1 rRNA gene is annotated in these 3,215 nt (G+C 53.6%); it reads left to right on the forward strand.

Features of this window, described 5'->3' with window-relative positions:
- Window positions 1–254: 254 nt before the first annotated feature.
- Window positions 255–3,195, forward strand: a 23S ribosomal RNA gene (locus CO660_RS32015).
- Window positions 3,196–3,215: the final 20 nt, after the last annotated feature.

Here is a 3,215-nt window from a genome sequence, read left to right on the forward strand (position 1 = left end):
GATCAAATCTCGAGAAGCTGGTCTTAAGACCTGACACAAGCGAGCTGCTCGGCGTAGCTCCAATAAAGTGATCAGGTCGAACACGTCGATGGCATCTGAATAATCCGGTTTTAAAAGGTAGCCGGATTGTTGGAGCTGACCTTGCGGCAACTGAAGAGTTGTCCGGATGGTCAGATTTGGCACCCCACGAGGGCGAAAGCCGAGTGGATAAGGTCTGCCAAATCCAACTAAAGATGAGCATTGGCAATGAGAACGATTAAGTGTCGTAAGGGCATTTGGTGGATGCCTTGGCATGCACAGGCGATGAAGGACGTGATACGCTGCGAAAAGCCGTGGGGAGCTGCGAATGAGCTTTGATCCATGGATCTCCGAATGGGGCAACCCACCTTAAATGCTTGGAAAATCATTCTGGTTGTCGGGTCTTCGACCCGACGTTACGGCGAACGATCGCCGACGGCCTCTGGCCTGTAAGGGAACTTCCCGATACAGCGCAGAGCGCGTCGCCGGTCGTCCGGCGCGCCCACGCAGCGCTGCACGAAGTGCAGAACAAGCGTGAGTGAAAACCCGAATGGTTTCCAAGCATTGTGATAAGGTATCTGCACCTGAATACATAGGGTGTAAGAAGCGAACGCAGGGAACTGAAACATCTAAGTACCTGCAGGAAAGGACATCAACCGAGACTCCGCAAGTAGTGGCGAGCGAACGCGGACCAGGCCAGTGGCAATTGTGATTAAAGTGGAACGCTCTGGAAAGTGCGGCCGTAGTGGGTGACAGCCCCGTACGCGTAGATATCACGATTGTCCTAGAGTAGGGCGGGACACGAGAAATCCTGTCTGAACATGGGGAGACCACTCTCCAAGCCTAAGTACTCGTGCATGACCGATAGCGAACAAGTACCGTGAGGGAAAGGTGAAAAGCACCCCGACAAGGGGAGTGAAATAGAACCTGAAACCGGATGCCTACAAACAGTCGGAGCCCGCAAGGGTGACGGCGTACCTTTTGTATAATGGGTCAACGACTTAGTGTAACAAGCAAGCTTAAGCCGGTAGGTGTAGGCGCAGCGAAAGCGAGTCTGAACAGGGCGATATAGTTTGTTGCATTAGACCCGAAACCGAGTGATCTAGCCATGAGCAGGTTGAAGGTTGGGTAACACCAACTGGAGGACCGAACCCGCATCTGTTGCAATAGATTGGGATGACTTGTGGCTAGGGGTGAAAGGCCAATCAAACTCGGAAATAGCTGGTTCTCCGCGAAATCTATTTAGGTAGAGCGTCGAGCGAATACCCCCGGGGGTAGAGCACTGGATGGGCTATGGGGACTCACCGTCTTACTGATCCTAACCAAACTCCGAATACCGGGGAGTACTACTCGGCAGACACACGGCGGGTGCTAACGTCCGTCGTGAAAAGGGCAACAACCCTAACCTCCAGCTAAGGTCCCCAAGTCATGGCTAAGTGGGAAAGGATGTGAGGATCCCAAAACAACCAGGATGTTGGCTTAGAAGCAGCCATCATTTAAAGAAAGCGTAACAGCTCACTGGTCTAAATAAGGGTCTTTGCGCCGAAAATGTAACGGGGCTGAAGCCATGCACCGAAGCTGAGGATTTGCAGCAATGCAAGTGGTAGCGGAGCGTTCCGTAAGCTGATGAAGGGAGACCCGTGAGGGCTCCTGGAGGTATCGGAAGTGCGAATGTTGACATGAGTAACGATAAAGAGGGTGAGAGACCCTCTCGCCGAAAGACCAAGGGTTCCTGCTTAAAGTTAATCTGAGCAGGGTTAGCCGGCCCCTAAGACGAGGCGGACACGCGTAGTCGATGGGAACCACGTTAATATTCGTGGGCCTGGTGGTAGTGACGGATTGCACAAGTTGTTCTGGTTTATTGGATTATCAGGGCAGCGGAGCGGTTCCAGGAAATAGCTCCACCGTATAGACCGTACCCGAAACCGACACAGGTGGTCAGGTAGAGTATACCAAGGCGCTTGAGAGAACTATGTTGAAGGAACTCGGCAAATTGCACGCGTAACTTCGGAAGAAGCGTGACCCCATTTTAGGCAACTATGATGGGGTGGCACAGACCAGGGGGTAGCGACTGTTTATCAAAAACACAGGGCTCTGCGAAGTCGCAAGACGACGTATAGGGTCTGACGCCTGCCCGGTGCTGGAAGGTTAAGAGGAGAGGTGCAAGCTTTGAATCGAAGCCCCAGTAAACGGCGGCCGTAACTATAACGGTCCTAAGGTAGCGAAATTCCTTGTCGGGTAAGTTCCGACCTGCACGAATGGCGTAACGACTTCCCCGCTGTCTCCAACATAGACTCAGTGAAATTGAATTCCCCGTGAAGATGCGGGGTTCCTGCGGTCAGACGGAAAGACCCCGTGCACCTTTACTATAGCTTTACACTGGCATTCGTGTCGGCATGTGTAGGATAGGTGGTAGGCTTTGAAGCGGGGACGCCAGTTTCCGTGGAGCCATCCTTGAAATACCACCCTTATCGTCATGGATGTCTAACCGCGGCCCGTCATCCGGGTCCGGGACAGTGTATGGTGGGTAGTTTGACTGGGGCGGTCGCCTCCGAAAGAGTAACGGAGGCGCGCGATGGTGGGCTCAGACCGGTCGGAAATCGGTCGTCGAGTGCAATGGCATAAGCCCGCCTGACTGCGAGACTGACAAGTCGAGCAGAGACGAAAGTCGGTCATAGTGATCCGGTGGTCCCGCGTGGAAGGGCCATCGCTCAACGGATAAAAGGTACGCCGGGGATAACAGGCTGATGACCCCCAAGAGTCCATATCGACGGGGTTGTTTGGCACCTCGATGTCGGCTCATCGCATCCTGGGGCTGGAGCAGGTCCCAAGGGTTTGGCTGTTCGCCAATTAAAGCGGTACGTGAGCTGGGTTCAGAACGTCGTGAGACAGTTCGGTCCCTATCTGCCGTGGGTGTAGGAATATTGACAGGATCTGTCCCTAGTACGAGAGGACCGGGATGGACATATCTCTGGTGGACCTGTTGTCCTGCCAAGGGCATAGCAGGGTAGCTATATATGGACGGGATAACCGCTGAAGGCATCTAAGCGGGAAACCCACCTGAAAACGAGTGTTCCCTATCAGAGCCGTGGAAGACGACCACGTTGATAGGCCGGGTGTGGAAGTGCGGCAACGCATGAAGCTTACCGGTACTAATAGCTCGATCGGCTTGATCGTTCTCATTGTTCATGCTCATC

This window comes from Rhizobium sp. L9 (assembly GCF_002531885.1).
In the GTDB taxonomy this organism is placed as follows: domain Bacteria; phylum Pseudomonadota; class Alphaproteobacteria; order Rhizobiales; family Rhizobiaceae; genus Rhizobium.